Source organism: Pseudarthrobacter sp. NamB4, from assembly GCF_005796185.1.
Taxonomy (GTDB): Bacteria; Actinomycetota; Actinomycetes; order Actinomycetales; family Micrococcaceae; genus Arthrobacter.
The window spans coordinates 10,954-31,669 of sequence record NZ_VAHM01000006.1; the positions used below are offsets into that span (position 1 = coordinate 10,954).

18 protein-coding genes and 2 tRNA genes are annotated in these 20,716 nt (G+C 64.0%); 9 read left to right on the forward strand and 11 right to left on the reverse strand.

The genetic code is table 11. The annotated features are described in order from the left end of the window. Window positions 1-21: 21 nt before the first annotated feature. The 5 genes from FDW81_RS07175 to pknB are packed head-to-tail and all read left to right on the forward strand — an operon-like array spanning window position 22 to window position 8,244. On the forward strand, window positions 22-1,701 hold the full coding sequence (locus FDW81_RS07175) for a PP2C family serine/threonine-protein phosphatase (protein WP_138133692.1): 1,680 nt from the start codon (window positions 22-24) through the stop codon (window positions 1,699-1,701). Then, window positions 1,698-3,095 carry an FtsW/RodA/SpoVE family cell cycle protein gene (locus FDW81_RS07180; protein ID WP_138133515.1) on the forward strand — a complete coding sequence of 466 codons (1,398 nt, stop codon included), beginning with the start codon at window positions 1,698-1,700 and terminating at the stop codon, window positions 3,093-3,095. Before FDW81_RS07175 ends, FDW81_RS07180 begins: the two co-directional genes overlap by 4 nt. After that, the gene (locus tag FDW81_RS07185; RefSeq protein ID WP_138133516.1) at window positions 3,092-4,552 is read left to right on the forward strand and encodes a penicillin-binding protein 2; all 1,461 of its coding nucleotides are present in this window, start codon (window positions 3,092-3,094) and stop codon (window positions 4,550-4,552) included. The genes FDW81_RS07180 and FDW81_RS07185 overlap by 4 nt, the downstream gene beginning before the upstream one ends. After that, complete coding sequence (locus tag FDW81_RS07190) at window positions 4,549-6,279, forward strand: serine/threonine-protein kinase (RefSeq protein WP_138133517.1); 1,731 nt, start codon at window positions 4,549-4,551, stop codon at window positions 6,277-6,279. Before FDW81_RS07185 ends, FDW81_RS07190 begins: the two co-directional genes overlap by 4 nt. A 15-nt stretch (window positions 6,280-6,294) precedes the next feature. After that, a complete protein-coding gene (gene pknB / locus FDW81_RS07195) occupies window positions 6,295-8,244 on the forward strand; it encodes a Stk1 family PASTA domain-containing Ser/Thr kinase (RefSeq protein ID WP_171027131.1) in 1,950 nt (649 codons plus the stop codon). A gap of 20 nt (window positions 8,245-8,264) precedes the next feature. Here the strand turns inward: pknB and FDW81_RS07200 are convergent, their stop codons facing one another. After that, window positions 8,265-8,906 (reverse strand): aminodeoxychorismate/anthranilate synthase component II, encoded by a 642-nt coding sequence (locus tag FDW81_RS07200; RefSeq protein ID WP_138133518.1) that lies wholly within the window; start codon window positions 8,904-8,906, stop codon window positions 8,265-8,267. A 169-nt stretch (window positions 8,907-9,075) separates the two neighbouring features. Then, window positions 9,076-9,864 (reverse strand): class E sortase, encoded by a 789-nt coding sequence (locus tag FDW81_RS07205; protein ID WP_138133519.1) that lies wholly within the window; start codon window positions 9,862-9,864, stop codon window positions 9,076-9,078. Between the two features lie 174 nt (window positions 9,865-10,038). On the opposite strand from FDW81_RS07205, the gene FDW81_RS07210 reads away from it, so the two are divergent. Both FDW81_RS07210 and FDW81_RS07215 read left to right on the forward strand, forming a co-directional pair. After that, a complete protein-coding gene (locus tag FDW81_RS07210; RefSeq protein WP_138133520.1) occupies window positions 10,039-10,293 on the forward strand; it encodes a cell division protein CrgA in 255 nt (84 codons plus the stop codon). Window positions 10,294-10,340: 47 nt separating this feature from the next. Next, window positions 10,341-10,994, forward strand: coding sequence for a DNA-3-methyladenine glycosylase I (locus tag FDW81_RS07215; protein WP_138133521.1), 654 nt, complete (start codon window positions 10,341-10,343; stop codon window positions 10,992-10,994). 181 nt (window positions 10,995-11,175) lie between these two features. Here the strand turns inward: FDW81_RS07215 and FDW81_RS07220 are convergent, their stop codons facing one another. From FDW81_RS07220 to FDW81_RS07230, 3 genes are all read right to left on the reverse strand, one after another. Continuing rightward, window positions 11,176-11,643 carry a carboxymuconolactone decarboxylase family protein gene (locus FDW81_RS07220; RefSeq protein ID WP_138133522.1) on the reverse strand — a complete coding sequence of 156 codons (468 nt, stop codon included), beginning with the start codon at window positions 11,641-11,643 and terminating at the stop codon, window positions 11,176-11,178. Between the two features lie 527 nt (window positions 11,644-12,170). Continuing rightward, window positions 12,171-13,049 (reverse strand): rhomboid family intramembrane serine protease, encoded by an 879-nt coding sequence (locus FDW81_RS07225; RefSeq protein WP_138133523.1) that lies wholly within the window; start codon window positions 13,047-13,049, stop codon window positions 12,171-12,173. A 9-nt stretch (window positions 13,050-13,058) separates the two neighbouring features. Beyond that, on the reverse strand, window positions 13,059-13,604 hold the full coding sequence (locus FDW81_RS07230) for a peptidylprolyl isomerase (RefSeq protein ID WP_138133524.1): 546 nt from the start codon (window positions 13,602-13,604) through the stop codon (window positions 13,059-13,061). Between the two features lie 154 nt (window positions 13,605-13,758). On the opposite strand from FDW81_RS07230, the gene FDW81_RS07235 reads away from it, so the two are divergent. Both FDW81_RS07235 and FDW81_RS07240 read left to right on the forward strand, forming a co-directional pair. Beyond that, entirely contained in the window at window positions 13,759-14,697 is a 939-nt protein-coding gene (locus FDW81_RS07235; protein WP_138133525.1) for a hypothetical protein, read from the forward strand. A gap of 170 nt (window positions 14,698-14,867) precedes the next feature. Then, window positions 14,868-15,743, forward strand: a complete 876-nt coding sequence (locus FDW81_RS07240; protein ID WP_138133526.1) for a glycosyltransferase family 2 protein — start codon at window positions 14,868-14,870, stop codon at window positions 15,741-15,743. A gap of 3 nt (window positions 15,744-15,746) precedes the next feature. On the opposite strand, the gene FDW81_RS07245 is transcribed toward FDW81_RS07240, so the two are convergent. From FDW81_RS07245 to gyrA, 6 genes are all read right to left on the reverse strand, one after another. Then, window positions 15,747-16,688, reverse strand: coding sequence for a DMT family transporter (locus tag FDW81_RS07245; RefSeq protein WP_138133527.1), 942 nt, complete (start codon window positions 16,686-16,688; stop codon window positions 15,747-15,749). Between the two features lie 119 nt (window positions 16,689-16,807). Further along, a tRNA-Ala gene (locus tag FDW81_RS07250) sits at window positions 16,808-16,883 on the reverse strand. A 72-nt stretch (window positions 16,884-16,955) separates the two neighbouring features. Then, window positions 16,956-17,072 (reverse strand): DLW-39 family protein, encoded by a 117-nt coding sequence (locus tag FDW81_RS18400; protein ID WP_240720043.1) that lies wholly within the window; start codon window positions 17,070-17,072, stop codon window positions 16,956-16,958. A gap of 69 nt (window positions 17,073-17,141) precedes the next feature. Continuing rightward, window positions 17,142-17,215: transfer RNA gene (locus tag FDW81_RS07255), tRNA-Ile, on the reverse strand. A 97-nt stretch (window positions 17,216-17,312) separates the two neighbouring features. Further along, on the reverse strand, window positions 17,313-18,017 hold the full coding sequence (locus tag FDW81_RS07260; protein ID WP_138133528.1) for a DUF3566 domain-containing protein: 705 nt from the start codon (window positions 18,015-18,017) through the stop codon (window positions 17,313-17,315). After that, window positions 18,010-20,688 (reverse strand): DNA gyrase subunit A, encoded by a 2,679-nt coding sequence (gene gyrA / locus FDW81_RS07265; protein WP_138133529.1) that lies wholly within the window; start codon window positions 20,686-20,688, stop codon window positions 18,010-18,012. The genes FDW81_RS07260 and gyrA overlap by 8 nt, the downstream gene beginning before the upstream one ends. Between the last annotated feature and the right edge of the window lie 28 nt (window positions 20,689-20,716).

The following is a 20,716-nucleotide window of genomic DNA, read 5'->3' on the forward strand; positions in this document are numbered from 1 at the left end:
CCCGCGCAGCGGCCCCTCATCATGCGCTTTGCCGCGCGCTCGGATGTAGGCCGGATCCGCTCGAAGAACGACGACTCCGCCTACGCAGGCCGGCACCTGGCCATTGTTGCGGACGGCATGGGCGGCCATGCCGGCGGCGACGTTGCCTCCGCCGCCACTGTCCTGGACATGATCCACCTGGACCGTGGAGACTATGACGGCGATGCCGCCACAGTCCTGGCCGACGAAATCCAGACCGCGAATTCCCTGCTCTCCGAACTCGTGCACCAGAACCCCAAGCTGGCAGGGATGGGCACCACGGTCACGGCGCTCCTGCTGGCCGAGGGAAAGCTGCACTTCGCGCACATCGGCGATTCCCGGGCCTACCGCCTGCGTGACGGCGAGTTCAAACAGGTCAGCGTGGACCACACCTTCGTGCAGCGGCTGATCGATGAAGGCCGGCTCAAGCCCGAGGAGGCGGAAAGCCACCCGCACAAGAACGTCCTGATGCGCGTGCTCGGCGACGTTGATGCCAGCCCTGAGCTCGACCTCGACACCTTGGACGTCCGGCCCGGAGACCGCTGGCTCCTGTGCTCCGACGGACTCAACTATGTCGCCGGCCATGCCGTGGAACGCACGATCAAGGAGACCAAGGACCTCCACGAGTGCGTCGAAACACTGGTGGACCTCACCCTGGAGGCAGGCTCCCCGGACAACGTCACCGTTGTGATGGTCGAAATCGTGGAAGAAACGCCCGACGACGTCAGTACGGCCGCCGTCGACGTCATTCCTTCCACAGGCGCCGCCTCAGCCGCTGCCCGGGGGGCGTCAATAAGCATGTCGCAAAAGGAATCCGCGACGCTGGAGGCCGCGGTCCGAAATGCCCGGGCCAAAGACGCAACGGGCTCCGGTTCCCCCAAGGACAGTCTTGCCAAGGAAGAGGCCTCCGTTGGCGGTAATCCGCCGGGTGCTGCTTCGCAGGGCAATGAGCCGAAGGAGAATGAGGACTCCGGCTCAGTCGAACCGGGATCAACAGATCCCCACCTGGGTGAGCACCTTTCCGCGGAAGTCCTGCGTGAAGAGCTGGCCTCCCGGCCGCATGAACTGGTGGGTGCTGCAGCAGCGGCAGCAGAATCCGGTTCCATTCCCACCGTCGCCGGCCGCACGGTTGCCAGAAGGGCCGCCACGCTCCTGACCCACAAGGCCGAGCAGCCGGGCACCGACACCGAGGACACCTTGGTGCCGCTCAAGCCGCGCCGCTGGGTGACCTGGTCCATTGCAGCAGCAGTTCTGGCGGTCCTGACGGTTGGCCTGTGGTTGGGCTACGCCTGGACCCAGACCCGCTACTACGTCGGCGAGTTCGATTCCCGCGTTGCCATCTACAACGGCGTCTCGCAGCGCCTTGGACCAATCCAGCTTTCCAGCCTCGAAGCCGTTACCGACATCCGGATGGACTCCCTGCCGCCCTTCTCCCAGCAGCGGGTCCGCCAAACCGTCCCCGCCAACGACCTCTACGACGCCCAGCGGATCGTGAAAAACCTCGAACTCACGGGGACCACCTCCCCGGAGGAGGAGTGCGCGACGCCGTCACCATCCCCGGGTGCATCCACACCTGCGCCCACGGAGCCCGCTTCTCCCGCACCCTCGCCGGATGCCTCTGCCGCCCCGGCAGGCTCCTCCCCGTCACCTAGTCCCACCGTCACCTGTGAGGCGGCCCGATGAGCCAACTCAGCACCACCCCCAAACCGCGGCGCAACGTTGAACTCGCGCTGCTCCTGCTGGCCCTGGCGGTCGGCATCGGCGCCAACATGCTGGTCGGCGTCGACCAGGAAAAGGCATTCGACTCGGATTTCTGGTTTCAGTCCAGCCTTCTGGCCGTCGCGGCCCTGGTGTTCCACGGGGTCCTCCGCTTCCGCGCTAAATATGCTGATCCGGTAATACTTCCGCTCGTCGTGGCGCTGAACGGTCTCGGGCTTGCCATGATCCACCGCCTCGACGCCCCGGGTGACGACACGGGCAACAATCAGCTCCGATGGACGCTGATAGCCATGGCTGTGGCCATCGCGGTCATCTGGTTCCTCAAGGACCACCGGATCCTGCGCCGATTCACGTTCATTTCACTGGCGGCCAGTGCCTTGCTGCTCATCCTGCCCCTGATCCCCGGAATCAGTGCGGGAGAGATCCTCGGCGCCCGGGTGTGGATCCGGCTCGGACCCATGACCTTCCAGCCCGGTGAAGTCGCCAAGATCACCTTGGCTATATTCTTTGCCGGGTATCTTTCCTCAAACCGCGACCTCATCCTGCTCGCCGGCCGGAAGATCGGGCCGCTGCAGTTCCCACGGTTCAAGGATATGGGACCGATGATCACCGCCTGGCTGGTCAGCATTGGCGTGCTCATCTTCCAGCGCGACCTTGGTTCATCGGTACTGTTCTTCGGCCTGTTCATCGTGATGATCTACGTGGCCACCAGCCGCATCAGCTGGGTAGTAATCGGCCTTGCCCTGATCCTCGGCGGCGGGTTTGCGGCATCCCGCGTCTTCTCCCACGTGCAACTCCGCATCGACGGCTGGCTGAACGCCTTCACGCCCGAGGTTTACGACCGTTCGCCCGGCGGCAGCGGCCAAATTGTCCAGGGACTCTTCGGCATGGCCAACGGCGGACTGGTGGGAACCGGCCTGGGCCAGGGGCGCCCGGACCTGGTGCCGTTTGCCAACAGCGACATGATCATCGCCTCCCTCGGCGAGGAACTTGGCCTGGTGGGCCTCTTCGCCGTCGTCATGATGTACCTGCTGCTCTTTACCCGCGGCTTCCGCGCCGCCCTGGGCACCCGGGATGCCTTCGGAAAGCTCCTGGCCTGCGGGCTGTCCTTTGCCGTAGCGCTGCAGTGCTTCGTAGTCATCGGCGGTGTCACCCGCCTTATCCCGCTGACCGGACTGACCACGCCCTTCCTGGCCGCCGGCGGTTCATCCCTGCTGGCCAACTGGATCATCGTGGGCCTGCTGCTGATGATTTCGCACACGGCGCGTGGTCCGGTGGACACCACCCCGCTGAGGCCCGGTGAGGCTGCGGAATCCATGGGCATTGATACTCCAACCGAGGCGGTGAAGCAGGCGTGAACCAGGCAATACGGCACTCATGGGTGGCAGCCATCGCCATGTTCGCCCTGATTTTCGGCGCCATCAGCTACGTCCAGGTGGTGGGGGCCGATGAGCTCAAGGCCAATCCGTGGAACCAGCGTGCCATCCTGCAGAACTACTGCAACGACCGCGGGGCAATCATCGTGGGCGGTTCCCCGGTAGCCGAGTCAGTGGAGGGTACCTCCGAGACCTGCAAGTTCCAGCGGACCTATCCGCAGCCCGAACTCTATGCCGGAATCACCGGGTACTTCTCGCAGAACTTTGGTGCCACCGGCCTGGAGCAGTCCATGGGCGAGGTGCTGACCGGCAACTCGGACCAGTTGTTCCTGGACCGGGTGGGCCAGCTTTTCCTGGGGAACCAGCCGAAGGGCGCCTCGGTGGAGCTCACCATCGACCCCGAGATCCAGCAGCTCGCCTACAGCCTGATCCCGGACGGGCAGCGCGGGTCCATCGTGGTAACCAACCCGAAGACCGGGGCGATCCTGGCCATGGTTTCCAAGCCGTCCTACGATCCCAACCGGATCGCCACCCAGGACCCCACCGCCGAGAGCGCGAACATCAATGAACTGCTCAAGGTCCCCGGCATCAACCTGAACCAGAACGTCAGCGGTCCGACCGGCGAACTCCTGGCACCCGGGTCCGTCTACAAACTGGTGGACACAGCCGCAGCCCTCGCATCCGGGAAGTACAACAAGGACAGTGTTCTCCCCAACCCGGCAGAAATGCCGTTCCCGGGCATTCAATACACGCTGCCCAACTATGCCGGCGGCAACTGCTATACCCGTGACACCGCCGGATTCGCGTTCGCCCTGCAGCAGTCCTGCAATACGCCGTTCGCGAGCATTGCGCTGGACCTCGGCAGGGATGCCATCGCGGAACAGGCTGCAAAGTTCGGGTTCGGCGAGGACATGGGAGACCAGCTCAAGCTCGGCTACGCCCAGGACAACAGTTTCCCGGACGACCTTGATGCTCCGGGGCTGGCACAGTCGGCCATCGGCCAGAAGGATGTCCGGGCGACCCCGCTCCAGGTGGCGCTGATGACCGCGGCGATCGCCAACGACGGTGTGCAGATGAGGCCGAACCTGATCAAGGCCCTGCGGTCCCCGGACCTGAGGATCATTGACGAACCGCAGCCGGAGCAGCTGCGCACCTCCACCACGCCGGAGATCGCCAACCAGATCACGGAGTGGATGGTCAGCGCGGTCAGCGAAGGCATCGCCAACCGGGCCGCCGTCCCCGGTGTCCAGGTGGCGGGCAAGACAGGAACTGCTGAGCTGGGAAACGGCAGCAACAACTCCTGGTTTACCGGTTTTGCCCCAGCGAACAACCCGCAGGTGGGTGTCACGATCGTCATGGAGGGCGTGGACATCACCACCGGAGCCCAGCTAACCAGTCCGAACGCGAAGAGAATTTTTGAGGCGGTGTTGAATAAGTGAGGCCTACAACCGGAATCACCCTCGGCGGCAGGTTCCAGCTGACAACGCGGATCGCGATTGGTGGCATGGGGGAAGTCTGGAAAGCGAAGGACCTCGTCCTGGGCCGCATCGTCGCCATCAAGGTGTTGAAGGAGGAATACACCGGTGACCCCGGGTTCCTCCAGCGTTTCCGTGCCGAGGCCCGCCACACCGCACTGCTGAACCATGTTGGCATTGCCAACGTCTTCGATTACGGCGAGGAGGAGGGCTCTGCCTATCTGGTCATGGAACTGGTCCCGGGCCAGCCGCTCAGCAGCATCATCGAGCACGAGCAGGTCCTGTCGCCGGACCGCACCCTGTCCATCATTGCGCAGACCGCCCGTGCATTGGCTGTTGCGCACGCCCAGGGGCTGGTGCACCGGGATGTTAAGCCCGGCAACCTCCTGATCACTCCCGACGGTCGGGTTAAGGTCACCGATTTCGGGATCGCCCGCCTCGCCGACCAGGTGCCGCTCACCCAGACCGGGCAGGTTATGGGCACCGCGCAATACCTGGCACCGGAGCAGGCCACCGGACAGACTGCCACCGGATCCTCGGACATCTACTCACTCGGCGTCATTGGATACGAGTGCCTGAGCGGCCACCGCCCCTTCTCGGGGGAATCCCAGATCGCCATCGCCCTGGCGCAGGTCAACGATGCTCCGCCGCCGCTTCCGGAAACGCTCCCCGCCCCGGTCCGTGCACTCCTGATGTCGATGCTGGCTAAGGACCCCAAGAACCGTCCCGAGAATGCCATCAAGCTGGCAGAGGCCGCCGAGGCCATCCGCAACGGCGACATCAGCGCCGCGCGCGCCGCGGTCCCAGGCATGCTCCTCTTTGACGCTGACACCGGCCCCATCACCGCTCCCGTGGACACAACGACTGCCCCCACCGGCGTCATTGGTGCCCAGCGGGACACTTCCCCCACGCCGACGTCGGCCCTGCCGGTGCTCGGCGCGGGTGCGGCAGGTGCCGCCGCCGGGGCAGCAGCCGGCGCTGCCGGGGCATCTGCCGCGGACGGCGACGCCCCCCAAGGCGCCCTGGCCCGGGCCAATGCCCTCGCTGCCGAGCGCAATTGGGTTCCGGAAGAAACAACATACGACGACGAGCCCGCCGATGAGCCGCAGCGCAAGGGGCGCAGTCCATGGACCTGGCCGCTGATCGCCCTGATCCTGTTGCTCCTGTTTGCGCTGGTGGGTTTCTTCCTCAGCCAGCGGGGAATCCTTTTCCCGTCCAACGACCCCACCAGTGCGGCCACGACGAGCAGCCCCCAGACCACCAGTGCCGCCCCCACCCGGACATCGCAGGCTCCTACACCCACTCCCACCCGGAACACACCGACGCAGGCCCCCACTCCCACCCAGGAACTGGTGAACGTGATACCGGCCGCCTACCTCGGCAAGGACTACCGGCAGGTCCAGGCCGAACTGGCCGCGCTGGGGCTCGCCGTCACGGTTGTTCCACAGGAAAGCACTGCAGCCGTACCGGGCAGGGTCCTGGAGCTGAACCCATCCGGCGCAGTGCCTGAAGGGACCCCCATCACCGTTATTTATGCCGTAGCTCCCGAGCCCGCACCTACCACCAGTTCCGCTCCGGCTCCCACCCCGTCACCTACCACTTCCTCGGTGGCAGCGCCCACCCTGGAGTCCCCCCTGCCCGACTGCACCGACGGCGAACTGCCGGGTGCCCCGCCAACCTGCAAGCCGTAGCCGCCAGGACAGCCCGTGAATGAGTCACCGCGCACACCGTTGCACCGGGAAGACAGCCTCCCGGTGGATAACCGTCGCGTCTTGAGCGCCCGCTACGAGCTGGGCGGCCTGATCGGCCGCGGCGGCATGGCCGACGTCTACCGTGGAATCGATACCCGGCTGGGGCGGACTGTAGCCATCAAGCTCCTGCGCCCGGACCTGGCACGCGATCCCCAGTTCCAGGCCCGGTTCAAGCGGGAGGCGCAGGCAGTGGCTGCCCTCAACCATTCATCCATCGTTGCCATCTACGACACAGGTGAGCACCTGGTCCACGACGGCTCGGAGGAGAACGTCCGGGTGCCCTACATCGTGATGGAGTTCGTGGAGGGTAAGACCATCCGCGAGCTCATCCGTGCCCGCGATGTCACCATCGACCAGGCAATCGACTACTGCCTCGGCGTACTCAGTGCCCTGGAGTACAGCCACAAGGCCGGGATCGTCCACCGGGACATCAAGCCAGCCAACGTGATGTACTGCGAAGGCACAAACTCGGTCAAGGTGATGGACTTCGGGATTGCCCGCGCCATCGCCGATTCCTCTGCCACCATGACCCAGACGCAGGCCGTGGTGGGCACGGCCCAGTACCTTTCGCCCGAGCAGGCCCGGGGCGAATCCGTGGACGCGCGCAGCGACCTTTACTCGGCTGCCTGCCTGCTCTACGAAATGCTGACATCCCGGCCGCCGTTCATTGGCGACAGCCCTGTTTCGGTGGCGTACCAGCATGTCCGGGAGATCCCCGAGCCTGCCAGCAGCCTGAACCCCCAGGTGGGTCCTGCCTTGGACAGCGTGCTGGCGAAGGCGCTGCAGAAGAACCGTGATGACCGGTTCCAGGATGCCGCTGCCTTCCGCCGTGCGCTCCGTGCGGCGAGGTCGGGGGTCCCGGTTCCCGCCGTGCCGGCCTCGGAAGCTCCCACCGACCCCAACGACCATGTCCCGGCGCCGTCGGCTCCGGCCACCGGAGCCCTCGCGGTCACGGGCGCCGCTTTCCTTGACGACGCACCCACGGGCCGCCTGGCTGCAACCCATGCCGCCGGCCACCGGCCGGCCGTGCCCTTCACGCCCGACGCGGATGGTTCCGCTGCCGATGCCCTTCCCCTTGGCCTCCCTCCCGAACGTGAGCGGAGCGCACGGCAGAAGTCGCGCCGTCGTGCGTGGATTGCCACGCTGGTTGTCTTCACCCTGCTGGTCCTTGCCGGCGGCGCCCTGTGGCTCACCAGCATTATCAACCGCCCCGCTCCCGTGATTCCTAAAGTCCAGGTCCCGGTGGTGGCTGCCATGACAGAGTCGGCGGCGCTGCAGGAATTGTACGGTGCCGATCTCGAACCCAGAATAGTGCGGTCGCAGCATGAGACGGTGCCCAAGGGGATTGCCATCGGAACAGATCCTGCTTCCGGTGCCTCCCTGGACCCGGGGGCAGAGGTCGTCCTGAACATCTCAGAGGGCCCAAGCGCCGTTATGATCCCGCAGGACCTGCCGGGCAAGACCGAAGCCGCGGCCAGGGATATCCTGCGCCAAAGCGGCCTGGTGGGAGCCCCTTCCACCACGATGGCCAACAGCGCCACGGTCCCGGCAGGCATTGTCATTACCACCAGCCCGGCCCCCGGACAAAGAGTGGCCCTGGACAGCACTGTTGAACTGGTGGTGTCCACCGGAAAGGTGATCGTCCCCGAGTTGCGCGGGCGCACCCGTGAAGAAGCAGAGGCAGCTCTCAAGGAACTGGGGCTGGTGCCGGTTGTCGCCGAGGCCGAAAACCCGCAGGTGGAACCCGGCAGGGTAACGGATCAGAGTGATCCGGCCAATGCCGCGGTGGAACAGGGCAAGACCGTCACCATCGTAGTAGCCACGGCCCCGCCGCCCCCGCCGCCAAGCCCCACGCCTACGCCGACCCCCAAGCCGACCCCCAGCAAGGACGACGATGATGACTGACCGTTCCCGGCGCGGTACGGTCAGTGCTGGATGAGCGGGCTCAGTTTTGCTGCCCGGTCAGCCGCGCCTTTCATCCCCAGCGACTCCAGCCAGTTGCCCAGCATCTGGTAGCCGCCCTCGGTCAGCACCGATTCGGGGTGGAACTGCACGCCGCACAAGGGTGCTGTCCGGTGCTGCAGCCCCATCACTACGCCTGAGGCAGTCTCTGCCGTGACCTCAAGGACGTCGGGGATGGATTCCCTGACGGCTGCCAGGGAGTGGTAGCGGGTTGCGGTAACGGGGGAGGGAAGCCCGGCAAAGACGCTGGTGCCGATGTGCTGGACCAGTGACGTCTTGCCGTGCATGAGTTCGGGAGCGTGCGTTACTTTCCCGCCGAAAGCTTCCGCGAGGGCCTGGTGCCCCAGGCAGACGCCGAACATGGGAACGCTGTTCTCGCCGCACCATCTGATCAGTTCAATGCAGACGCCGGCTTCAGCGGGATTGCCGGGACCGGGTGAGATCAGCACACCGTCCCGCGTCCTTGCCAGTTCAATGGCTTCAGCGAGCGTTACGTCGTCATTGCGGACAACGGTGGTCTCGGCACCGAGCTCCTGCAGGTACCCCACGAGGGTGTAGACGAAGCTGTCGTAGTTATCCACCACGAGGATCTTTTTTGTGGTCATGGCTGGCTTGCTGAACCAATCGTTGAGTCGGTGAATGCGGTGTATTCGGACATCCAGGGGAAAAGGAACTGAACCATCAATACCAGTGCGGCGGCAATGAGCACCAATGAGGTGACGATCCGGAGCCAAAGTGGCCCGGGAAGGTGTCGGAAGATCCAGCCGTACATGTTCAGGCCTTTCCGGTCGCTGCGGCCACCCGGTCCGCAATCTCTGCCGGCGGTCCGGCGGAGGCGGGGCGCCAGCTGTCCAGCAGGGCGTACGCGATGATGCGTTCTTCTGCCCCGAAACGCGGGTTGCAGCTTGTCATCGTCAGGAATCTTTCGGTGGGGGCGGCGCCCGGGAGCGTGGGCACCGGCTCCAGCACATCGGTGCGGGAGGGCATCACGACCTGATTGTTCCGGAAGACGTAAACGTAGTAGCCGTCCCTGGTCTGGACGTAGATCTTGTCCCCGGGAACCAACGTGTGGATATTGTCCAGGACCGCGCCGTGGGTCTGGCGGTGCCCGGCGACGGCAAAGTTGCCCACCGCTCCGGGCATGGCGGTGGTGTCGTAGTGCCCCAGCCCCAGGGTGTCCAGCACGTCACTGGTGGTTCCCTGCACGATGGGCCGGGTGTAGTTCGCGCCGAACCTCGGGATGTACATGATGCCGATGGTGCCGGCATGGGCGGGGGCTGACGCCACCACCGGCTCACCGAAGTCCTCTTCGCCGGCGGGCGGAGCGGAAGTATCCGGCGCCGCCGGAGGAGCAGCACCAAGGTCCTGGGCGAACTCCTTGATGACCTCGCTCTGCCGGGCGTCGGATTCGACGTTGGTCCACCACAGCTGCCAGGCGACGAAGAGCAGGAGGATGATGCCCGCCGTGATGAGCAGTTCGCCCACCACCTGGACCGTCCCGCGGAGAATCACGACGCCCGCAGGCGGCGCACCGGCTGGCCTTGCCTTCTCCTGCAATACCACGCGTTCTCCTCCGGGCGGTTCGGGCGGGCACCGGCGGCCCCTGAACTGCGGCTAGAATTGGCTGCTAGTAAGAATCAAGATTTGACCAAGATCGTGCAGACCGCTGGCAATTTCCTTCTTGCAGGATACCAAGCCCGGAACGCCGAGCTTGCCTCAGTCAGCCAAGGAGAGCCAGTGCCCGAGTCAAAGCCACGCAAGAAGACTGCCAGCACCGTACAGCCGGCCTCTTCTTCCCAGACTTACAAACCCAACCCGGTATGGTTCAAGCCGGTTATGTTCGGCCTGATGCTCATCGGCCTTTTCTGGATCATCACGTTCTACATCAGTGAGGGCCGCTTTCCCGTCCAGGCATGGGAATCGTGGAACATTGTTGCCGGCTTCGGGATCGCCATTGTGGGCTTCCTGATGACCACCCGCTGGCGCTCCTAGCATCTTTCCGCCGGAGCCCGGCAGGTACGTCACGAAGGAGCGATCGCATGGCTCCCGACACCGCAGATGTCATGCTGGGCGAGGACGGCCTGGCCCGTCCGGCGTGGGCTGCCTTCGATCCCTTGATGCGGGACTACTACGACCAGGAGTGGGGCCTCCCGGTCCGAGACGAGCAGGGGCTTTACGAGCGCATCTGCCTGGAGGGTTTCCAGGCCGGGCTTTCCTGGGCAACAATCCTGCGTAAACGCCCCGCTTTCCGCCAGGCGTTTTCTGGCTTCAACCCCGAGGCGGTGGCGGCGTTCACGGACGCCGACGTGGAGCGGCTGATGCAGGACCCGGGCATCGTGCGGAACCGCGCCAAGATCCTGGCCACCATCAAGAATGCCCGAGCCACACTCGCGCTGCGGGCAGAGGGAGGGCTGGTGGATTTTGTGTGGCAGTTCCAGCCCGTTGCTACCCCGCGGCCGATGGTCCATGCGGACATCCCCACGCAATCGGTTGAATCCATTGCACTTTCCAAGGCCCTCAGGAAGAAGGGCTTCTCCTTCGTCGGCCCTACCACCATGTTTGCCCTGATGGAAGCCATAGGAATGGTGGACACCCATCTGTTGGGAAGCCACCGCCGGGGGTCCTCCGGCATCTGGCCGGACGCCGCCCAGCCATCATCGAATACCGGCCAGCCACCAGCTACTGCCCGGTAGGCTGATCCGCTTTTCCCCAGCTGTTGGGAAAGTTATCCACAGTGTGGATAAGCTGCGGATACCTGTTCGCGGCGCAGCACCAGCGCGGGGCACCGGGCACTGGAGTCTACATTTGCGCGCCGCATGCAGTTATTAACACTGTGGAATACCTGTGGATAATCCTCCGGCGGAGGTTGCCGATCTAACGTTGTTGGCGAACCGGGTGGTGGCTGGTTATCGAAATCCGATTGAAGGCGTTCATGGTGATGACGAGCCAGCTGACCACTGAAAACTCCTCCTCCGACAGGTGTTGCCGCGCGTACGCCTCCTCTTGCTCCTGGGACAGGTGGCCCGGCAGTTCCGTGATGCTCTCCGCCAAGGCCAAGGCAGCGCGCTCTTTCTCCGTGAACAGCGCCGTGTCACGCCAGGCGGGCAGGACAGCCAGCCGTTGCTGGGTCTCTCCCTCCTGGAGGGCTTCCTGCATGTGGAGGTCCAGGCAGTAGGCGCAGCCGTTTAACTGGGAAATTCGTACGTTAAGGAGTTCCATCGTCCTCCGGTCGATGCCTGCGTCCCTGGCCGCTTCCTTGACCTTGAGTCCCAGGCCATTCAGGGACCGCCACAGGACCGGATGCTGCTTATCAAGGAAGATGTGCTTGGTGGTAGCTGTCATGGGCTCTCCTGGGACGGACGCTAATACACAAGGGTCGGCACCTGAAGCTTATCCACTTACCAACATGGCAATACCCACAACTTATCCACAGCTGTGGAAACACGACAGGTTGAGGACGGCAGGAACGGCCAGCGCACTGTGATGCGGGCTCCCGGTATGCAGAAAACTACATGGCTGTTCTTATTAACAGTGTGTATAACCCTGTTGAAAGGGCGCGCGGCTGCCGGGCGGAAGGTGCTTTATTGCCTGAGCAGCCTTCAGTTATCCACACCGGCACGTTTTATCCATGGTTTGTCCACTTAAGAACAAGGCTATCCCCAGAACTTATCCACAGGTGTGGAGAAAAATGGGCGCATTTGGGGAAATTTGCCCGGGACTTGGCGGTTGTTGACTGACCAGGAGAAGAACTACAGGCGTGTAAGTTACCAACATTGTGGATAAGGGTTGTGGATAAAGAAAAACACCGCTGTCCCGAGGACAACGGTGTTTCCCTCTGCAGGCGCCGGTCCGGAGCCCTGAAGCTGGAGTTAGATGGAGACCCGTACCCAGCTCACGGCGATCAGCAGCGCCAGCACGGCCAGCAGGCCGGCGGCCTGCAGGAGCCCCTGGCGTGGGCTACGGGGGGTGTAGGCGAGGACTGCTGCGCACAGCCCGCCGGTGACGAGTCCGCCCAGATGGGCCTGCCAGGCGATTTGGGGAATGAGGAAACCGATGACCCCGTTGATCACGATCAGGACCCACAACTGCCGGGTTTCGCCGCCGCGTTGGCGCTGGACCAGCAGCATGGCACCAAAGAGCCCGAAGATAGCTCCGGAGGCACCCACCACTCCCACCAGTCCCTGGCCGGGCACCAGCACGGGGTTCAGGAGCAGGTAGCCCACAGAGCCGCCCACGGCGGACAGCAGGTACAGCGCCAGGAAGCGGACCCTGCCGAGGAGCGGCTCGAGGGCCTGGCCGAAAATCCACAGCGTGTACATATTCAGCAGGATGTGCAGCAGGGAATCCGGCGAGTGCAGGAAGGCTGCCGTGAGCATGCGCCAGGGTTCGAAAACGCCGTACTGCGGCGTAGCGAAGATGTTGTTGTAGGCGAACTGTTCGTACACGGCCTGGCCCGGAACCAGCCACTGCAGCGCGTATACCACCACGCAGGCAGCGATGATCCCGAACGTCACCATAGGTTTGCCGCTGGCTACGGCGCCGCCGTAGACCGTCCGGACTTCCGGCGTCGTACGTTTTGTTTCGTTGACACAGTCAACGCATTGGAATCCGACGGCGGCCGCCCGCTGGCAGTCGGGGCACGCGGGACGTCCGCAACGCTGGCAGCGCACATAGGAGGGCCGGTCCGGGTGCCGCGGGCAGACCGGAACCTGCGCGGACGGCTCAGCCGACGGAATTCCGTAACTCATGGACGGGTGTTACAGCTGTTCAATGTCGATGCTGTTGATGGTGACGTCCTCCACGGGGCGGTCACCCATGCCGGTGCGCACGCCCTCAATCGCGTCCACAACCTTCTTGGAGTCCTCGTCAGCCACCTCACCGAAGATGGTGTGCTTTCCCTGGAGCCAGTCAGTGGGGATGGTGGTGATGAAGAACTGGGAGCCGTTGGTTCCCTTGCCCATCTGGATGCCGGCGTTGGCCATGGCCAGCTTGTAGGGCTGGTTGAAGCTCAGTTCCGGGTGGATTTCGTCGTCGAAGCGGTAGCCGGGCCCCCCCGTTCCGCGGCCCAGCGGATCGCCGGCCTGGATCATGAAGTCCTTGATGATCCGGTGGAAGATGGTCCCGTTGTACAGCGGGGTGCCGGTCTTGTCCTCGCCCGTTTCCGGGTGCGTCCACGCCTGCTCGCCCGTGGCAAGGCCAACAAAGTTCTTGACGGTCTTCGGCGCGTGGTTGCCAAAGAGGTTGACGACGATGTCGCCGAGGCTTGTGTGGATGGTTGCTTTTGCAGTTGCGATGGCAGTCATAACGTCATTCTTTCACGGCGCCCACAGGCAGAAAGGGCTCCGGCGAGAGTTCCGCGTTCGGTGAAATCTCCCTAAAATCCGCAGAGAGAATAGCCGGTGAACAGCAAGCCACGTAGGCTAACCACAAAACCGTCACATTAATCGGGAGGTAGTTGTGAAGAAATCGGATCGTATTGCCCGTGACCTTGAGTTGTCTGTAATCGGCGCCGTAGGAAACGCCAAGGATTGGGCTGCCCCCCGTGTGGAAGCAGCCGTGGACCTTCTGCAGCACAGCCTGGACACGGCATCCCCCAAGATCCAGGAGGGCCTTAAGACCGCTGCACACAACCTGGCTGACGGCGTGGCCACTGTGACTCCCCGAATCCAGGACGGCCTGGCGCAGCTTGCCCCGAAGATCAACGATGTTATGGAAGGGGCCTCCCCGCGCCTGCACGAGGCGCTGGACAAGGCCACGCCCGTTGTCCTCAATGCCCGTGACCGCGTGGTGGTTGAGTACCTGCCGCGGCTGTCTGACCAGATCGGCCTCGCGTCGGATGCAGTCCACCGCACGCTTGAAAGCACTCCGGCCCGCGTGGATGCCGTCGCCCAGAAGCTTGGCGATGCGGGCATCATCCACGCCATCCAGGAGCAGGCGCAGGCAACCGGCACCCAGCTGAAGGCAGCTGCCTCCGAGGCCGGACGCACCGTGGGCATCCAGCTCGTTCAGCCCGAACCGCCGAAGAAGCAGCGGGGATGGTTAATTTTCGGCGTCGTCGCCGCGGCTGTGGCTGCAGGTGTTGCCGCCTGGAAAGCCTCCAAGCCGGTTGAAGACCCGTGGAAGACGCCATCTCCGGTAACCCCCGCCCCTGTCCCGGCCACCACCGTAAACGACGTGCAGGAAGCAACGGCCGAGGCTGTGGAAAAGGCAGGAGCAGGTGCCGCTTCTGTTGCCGACGCCGCCGCCGGCAAGGTGGAGGAGTCCGGCGACAAGGCAAAGCACGTGGCTGAGAATGTTTCGGACAGCACGGCATCGGCCGGCGAGGAAGCAAAGACAGCCAGCCGGAACGTCGCTTCAAACATCGGCAGCGGCGACAAGGGTACTGCCCAGTCCTGATGCAGAGGTAAACGGTCCTGGTGTTTCCCGTCCTGCTGGGCGGGCAACACCGGCAGGAAGTGGCTCCGTCCTTGGACGGGGCCATTTCTTTTCCCGGCCTTCTCTGTCCGCTCCTCTGCAGCCGGTCCGGCGTCCGGGGGCGAAAGCTGTTGGATGCTAGATTTGAACTGATGTCAGCCGAACGATTCTCTGGGGATGCCTTGAACGACGCAGCAGACCTGCCCCGCGTGTCCATTGTTATCCCGGCCTACAACGAGGAGAGCGTCATCCGGCAGTGCCTCATTGCCGCCATCTACCAGTCCGTGCCCGCCCACGAGATCGTGGTGGTGGACAATCTGTCCAAGGACCGAACCGCCCAGATCGTGCGCCAGATGCAGCTCGAGTACCCCGAAAGCCCCCTGGTCCTGCTCAGCCAGGACAAGGAGCAGGGGCTTATCCCTACCCGGAACTTCGGCCTGGACCATGCCACGGGGGACATACTGGGCAGGATCGATGCTGACTCCGTTGTGGAGCCGGACTGGGTGGAACAGGTCCAGCGGGCTTTTCTCGACCAGTCCGTGCAGGCGGCCACCGGGCCCGTGGTCTATTACGACATGCCAATGCGCCGTTTCGGCCTCAAAGCTGATGACAAGATGCGCCAGCTCATGCTCAAGCTTGCCAAGCACCAGTACCATTTCCTTTTCGGCTCCAACATGGCCCTGCGATCGTCCGCGTGGGACATCATCAGGACCGAGACGTGCCGGGACGAAAAGGACGAGATGCACGAGGACATCGACCTGTCCCTGCACCTGGCCGAGCACGACCTGAAGATCCAGTACTGCCCGCAGATGGTCTCGGGCATGTCGGCAAGGCGGCTTGAGGACTCACCCCGGGACTACCGCTATTACGTCACCCGGTTTGACCGCACCTACAAGGCGCACAACGTCAAGAAGATGGCGTTGAAGGCTCCGATGGTGGTCTTCTTCTCGGTGTATTTCCCCGCCAAGCTCCTGCGGGCCATCCACACAGTCAATACAGCACAGCCGGTACGCCGCGGCGGCCAGTAAAGGCTAGTCCGTCCCCAGCTCTGCAAGCGGCCGGTCCGACGGCGGTTCCTGCCCGGGAACCTTTCCCCGCCTTCCGGCCCTGCCTGGCCTTTGACCCGTAACGACGACGGCGAGTCCCGCCAGGATCAGGGCCAGCCCGGCGTAGGTGCCGGCAGGGAGAGTCTCCTGCAGGAAGACAGCAGCAAGAATTGCCGCTCCAGGGATTTCCAGGAGGATGATCATGGACACCAGGAGCGGACTCATGGTGGCCAGCAGGTGATTGAACGCCGTGTGCCCCACCAGCTGCGCACAGACGGTAATGGCCAGGATGCCCAGCCACCCCGCCGCCTCAAATCCCGCGAGCGGTTGGCCGCCCAGCACCGCCATGACGGCGACAGCCGCCGCGCACATCCCGTAGCAGAGCGCAGTGTACGTTCCGGTCGTCATACTTTGCCGTGCCTTTCCTCCCGCCAACGTGTAGAGGCCAGCCAGCACTCCGCCAGCCAGTGCCAGCAGGTCGCCCAGCAGTGCCTGCGGTGAGGAACCCATGTCGAACCCGGTGATGGCAACGACGCCGCCAAAAGCGATGCCGAGGCCGGCCAGCACCTGCCAGCGGTGGCGCGTCCCCCGGAAGAGCTGGAACACAGCGATCCATGCCGACTGCAGGCACACCAGGGCGGTTGCCGCTGCCACCGAGGTCAGCTGCAGCGACGTGATGAAGCAGGCGAAATGCAGCGCCAGTGCGACGCCGGCCAGCAGGCACCAGCGGAACTCGCCTTGCGTGATCCTGCCGAACTGCCGCGGCTCCCGGACCAAGGTGGGAGAGGCCATGACAACGGCACCGATGGCGTTACGCCAGAAGGCTATGGCGAGTGCACTCACGGTTGTGGCGCCGAGGGTGGCAGCAATCAGTGGTCCGGAGGAGGCCACACCCAGGACGCCGATGGCTGCAAGAAAGAAAGTCACTGGACAACCCTAATGGGCGCTCTGCCGGGTTGCCTGCCGCGCTCTGCAGACCCGTCCGTACGGTTGCTGGAGGAAAGCAAAAGTCCCGGCCAGCGTTTCCGCTGACCGGGACTTTCCTATGGTGGAGGCACGGGGACTCGAACCCCGAACCCCCTGCTTGCAAAGCAGGTGCGCTACCAATTGCGCCATGCCCCCATAAGAAGCAACCCGTCCATCATACCCTAGAACCCGGGAGCCTCTGACCGGCTCCGGTCCAGGGCGCCTGCGCTAGTCCACCGTGTCGGTTGACTTGCTCCAGACATCTTTCTGGGCCTCAGACTCCTGTGCTTTCCGGTAGACCAGGACGCCTGCGATCGCTGCTGCCAGTACAAGCAACTTCTTCACATGCTCCCCGTTCCGGTCCGGCTGCACATTGTGCGAACCAAACCTCCACTTGAACCTGCACAGGTTCCGTGGGCGTACCAGGACTTGAACCTGGGACCTCTTCGTTATCAGCGAAGCGCTCTAACCGCCTGAGCTATACGCCCCGATGCCTCATCGGGCCGAGACATGACTTTACAGCACATCCCGGCCCGATCTCAAATCGGGCAGTTTCACCGGCACAACGCCGGTAAAACCGGGACCTTAGTCGTCTGTGAGGGTGACGCCAACGCCGCCCACCAGGGTGGCGGAGATGTTGTAAAGCACAGCGGAGAGCATGGACAGTGCGGTCAGCAGAACCACGTTGACCACAGCGATGATGGTGGCGAAGGATGCCACCTGTCCCAGGGAAGCCACCTTCTTCAGTTCAAAGCCGCCGCCTTCGGTGCCGGCCAGGGTGCCCAGCAGGCTGTCCACCTGGTCGAAGATTCCTGTGAGGTCCAGAACGGTCCACAGAACGATGGCAGCAACCACCGTGACAATGCCCAAGGCGACGGACAGCAGGAATGCCATCTTCAGGACGGACCACGGGTCCACCTTGCTGATCAGCAGGCGGGCACGCCGGACTTTCGCCTTGGGAGCAGGCTTGACCAAACCGGGAGTGCCCTGCACCTGCGCGCCGGGGGCAGGTCGCTGGCCGGGCTGTCCTGCGGGACGCTGCCCGGGTTGGCCGGGAACCGGACCCTGGCCCTGCTGCCCTTGCTGTCCTGGCTGGCCCGGCTGGCCGCTGGGACGGTCACCCTGGAGGGGCCGCTGGCCGGGAATTGGGGCACGCTGGCCCGGGGCAGCCGCAGGCGCCGAGGGCCGCTGCTGCGGACGGACGGGGGTGTTCACGCGTGGTGCGGCCGAGGGCCGGTTACCGTCGGGAACAGTGCTGTTCGACTTGGGAAATGAGTCGGGATTACTCACTCGTTGCCTCCGTGTAGTCTTCGTTCGGCTCAGCGTCGCCCGAGGCGTCCTCTGACTCAACGGCCGGTGATCCTTCTGCCAGTGCTGGGTTGGCAGATTCCCCGGGGGTTCCGCCATCTTCAGCCAACGTTACGTCATCCTCCGGCGATTCCTCGCCCACAAGACCGCGTTCACTGTTGCGTGCCACTTCGATGATCCGGTCGTTCTTATCCGGCTTGGCAAAGATCACGCCCATAGTGTCGCGTCCCTTTGCAGGCACTCCGGCAACGGAGGAACGGACCACTTTGCCGCCCTCCATGACCACCAGAACCTCATCTTCCTCCTGGACGATGAGCGCTCCCACCAGGTCACCGCGTTCCTCCGCGAGCTTGGCCACCTTGATGCCCAGCCCGCCGCGCCCCTGGAGGCGGTACTCCTCCACTGCGGTGCGCTTGGCATAGCCGCCCTCGGTCACGATGAACACATAGGAACCGTCAGTCACCACGTTGGCCGCGAGCAGTTCGTCGTCCTCGCGGAACTTCATCCCGGTAACGCCGGAGGTGGCCCGGCCCATGGGCCGCAGTGCGTCTTCGGTGGCGGTAAAGCGGATGGACTGTCCCTTCCGGGACACCAGGAGCAGGTCGTCGGTCTCGGAAACCAGCTGCGCGGACACCAGTTCATCGCCGTCACGCAGGTTGATGGCAATCACACCGGCGGAGCGGTTGGTGTCGTAATCCTCCAGCCGGGTCTTCTTAACCAACCCGCGCTTGGTGGCGAGCACCAGGTACGGCGCCTGCTGATAGTCCTTCAGGTCCAGTACCTGGGCGATGTGTTCGTCCGGCTGGAACGCCATCAGGTTGGCCACGTGCTGGCCCTTCGCGTCGCGGCCCGCTTCCATCAGCTCGTATGCCTTGGCGCGGTAGACGCGGCCCAGGTTGGTGAAGAAAAGCAGCCAATGGTGGGTGGTGGTGACGAAGAAGTGCTCCACCACATCGTCACCCCTGAGCTGCGCGCCCTTGATTCCCTTGCCGCCGCGCTGCTGGGAGCGGTAGTGGTCGCTGCGGGTCCGCTTCACGTAACCGCCACGGGTAATGGTGACCACCATCTCCTCTTCGGGGATGAGGTCCTCCATGGACATGTCGCCGTCGAATCCCATCAGGATCTTCGTACGGCGGTCATCGCCGTGCTTGTCCACGATCTCACCGAGTTCGGTGCTGATGATCTCACGCTGGCGCTGCTCAGAGCCAAGGATTTCGTTGTATTCGGCAATGAGTGCTTCGAGTTCCGCGTGCCTGTCCTGGATCTTTTGCCGTTCCAGGGCGGCAAGGCGGCGCAGCTGCATGTCCAGGATGGCGCGGGCCTGCAGTTCATCGATGTCCAGCAGTTCCATCAGCCCATCGCGCGCGGCTTCGGTGGTGTTGGACGCGCGGATGAGCGCGATGACTTCGTCAAGCATGTCCAGCGCCTTCAGGAGCGCCCGCAGGATGTGGGCTTCTTCCTCGGCCTTGCGCAGCCGGTACCGGGTGCGCCGGGCGATGACATCCATCTGGTGGGTGACCCAGTGCCGGATGAACGCGTCCAGGCTCAGGGTCCGGGGAACGCCGTCCACGATGGCCAGCATATTGGCAGAAAAGTTGCTTTGAAGTTCGGTGTGCTTGTAGAGGTTGTTCAACACCACCTTGGGCACGGCGTCGCGCTTGAGCACGATGACCAGGCGTTGACCCGTGCGGCCCGAGGTCTCATCGCGCAGGTCGGCGATGCCCTGGATCTTTCCGTCCTTGACCAACTCGGCGATCTTGATTGCAAGGTTGTCCGGGTTCGCCTGGTACGGCAGCTCGGTCACCACAAGGCAGGTGCGTCCCTGGAGTTCCTCAACATTCACCACGGCACGCATGGTGACGGAGCCGCGCCCTGTACGGTAGGCGTCTTCGATGCCTTTGTGGCCCAGGATGGTTGCGCCGGTGGGGAAGTCGGGTCCCTTGACCCGCAGTAGGAGCTCCTCGAGCAGCTCCTCGCGGCTGGCCCCGGGATTGGCCAGGTACCACTGCACGCCATCGGCTACTTCACGCAGGTTGTGCGGCGGGATGTTGGTGGCCATGCCGACGGCGATGCCCGAGGATCCGTTGACCAGCAGGTTGGGGAACCGTGCCGGCAGGATGGTGGGTTCCTGGTTTTTGCCGTCGTAGTTGTCCTGGAAGTCGACAGTTTCCTCGTCGATGTCGCGGACCATTTCCATTGCCAGGGGCGCCATCTTGGTTTCGGTGTAACGGGGTGCCGCAGCTCCGTCGTTGCCCGGTGAACCGAAGTTGCCCTGGCCTAGGGCCAGCGGGTAGCGCATGGTCCAGTCCTGGATAAGGCGGACCAGGGCGTCGTAGATCGCGGTATCGCCATGCGGGTGGTACTGGCCCATGACCTCGCCCACCACGCGGGCGCACTTGTTGAAGGAACGGTCCGGCCGGTAGCCGCCGTCGAACATTGCGTAGAGGACCCTGCGGTGCACTGGCTTGAGGCCGTCCCGCACATCGGGGAGGGCTCGGCCTACAATCACAGCCATCGCGTAGTCCAGGTAGGACCGCTGCATTTCGGTCTGCAGGTCCACCTGTTCCACGCGGTCGATCAGCACGTCGCCTTCAAGAACGGTCTCCGGAGTACCGGCATCGGGTACCGGTGTCTCGGGTGTTTCGTCGCTCATATATTTATTTCCGTTTCAGGTATATGTC